Here is a 1,356-nt window from a genome sequence, read left to right on the forward strand (position 1 = left end):
GGACGAGCTCAAGGTTCACCAGCGCGGCTCGGGGGCGGTACTGCGCTCGAAGGACCCGGACGGTGTCACCCAGGAGGTCTACGGTTTCCTGCTGGGTTGGTCAGCCAGCCGGGTAGTTCGGCGCTGCACCAACACCACCACCCGACGGCCGTCCACCGATGCATCCGTCACCGTGCGCCCGTGGAAGCCATGCACCCTCGCGGTTGGCGTCCCACACATCGGAGACGGCACCGCGTCATGCCGGGTCCGCGCCGACAGATGGATCACCTCACCTTCGTCCGCCACGTCCTCGACAACCAGTGCCGATAATCCCGAAAGCACGGTGTTCACAAGAGAGTTGACGTCTCGCATGTGACACCCACTCCGTCACCACCTATTACGGAACAGAGCCGAATTTCTTAAAGCCCCCAGCGGGGCTCGGTCGTAACGTGTAGGCCTAAGCAAACGGTCTCTCCTAATCCGAGGAGAAGGCAGCTAATCCGAGGACAAGGCAGCCATCCACTGGAGGGGCCGATCGGAGGACACGCCCGCATCTCGCTTCGGTTGACACTCATAGGGAAAGCTCGTCATTACCCATCGGGACGCATGTGCGCACCCGACTGGTCATACAGTGGCTAGAAAGCGGCGACAAGGGTGTTGGCTTGAGGGATGCCCACCATCAGGCGATGTGCACCTTGGCGAACCGAACCCCCACCGTTCAATTCTCTTCCCGAAGGAAACACAATGAACATCTTGAGGCAAAGGATCATGAAGGTGGCCGAACTTTGGTCGCGACTTACTGCATTCGAGCCGAATCCTAAAGCGTATGACAGAAGGCCGTGATTGCGCAGGTCAGGGCCCGGTTTCGGGGTTTCTGATCACGCGGCGAGGGCGAGGTTGTGCATGTGGGCGACGGCCTGGACCGCGTGGTGGAGGCGCTGCCGCGCTGTCGGCAGGCTCGGAGGACCTTGTGGTGCTTCATGCGAGCGAAGGCGTGCTCGACTCGGGCCCGGACCCTGATGCTCGGCGTTGCCTTCTTCCCCGCCGGGCAGTAACGGCCGGCCGGGGCGTTTGCGGCCGTGCGGACATTTAGTCCTGATCCTGCAGCGCCAGCGGCGCCTGGGGCGGTTTGACCAGCAAGTCCCGGTACAGCACCGACAACACAACGCATGCAGTGAGGTGGCGGCCTCAGCGGTCTCCGAACACAGGTACTCCGCCCACCCGGAGAACCTCACAGGAGGGCTACGACGGATGCATCGGCTGAGCAACGAGCGTACGACCTCGATGGTGTCCCGCCGAGTGGTGTAGCAGCGATCTCGGCATAGCCCCTGGTCATGAGGCGGCCATCGCGCAACTCTCCGAGTAGTGAAGCTCGTT

At 62.5% G+C, this 1,356-nt stretch carries 2 pseudogenes; both read right to left on the reverse strand.

Annotation, left to right across the window (positions count from 1 at the left end):
• Positions 1-117: 117 nt before the first annotated feature.
• Positions 118-351: pseudogene (locus tag AC0699_RS39760) on the reverse strand (ISL3 family transposase); the annotation flags it as partial.
• Positions 352-857: 506 nt separating this feature from the next.
• Positions 858-1,055 (reverse strand): annotated as a pseudogene (locus AC0699_RS39765) (IS5/IS1182 family transposase); the annotation flags it as partial.
• Between the last annotated feature and the right edge of the window lie 301 nt (positions 1,056-1,356).

It is taken from the genome of Streptomyces sp. NPDC043870 (genome assembly GCF_056435785.1).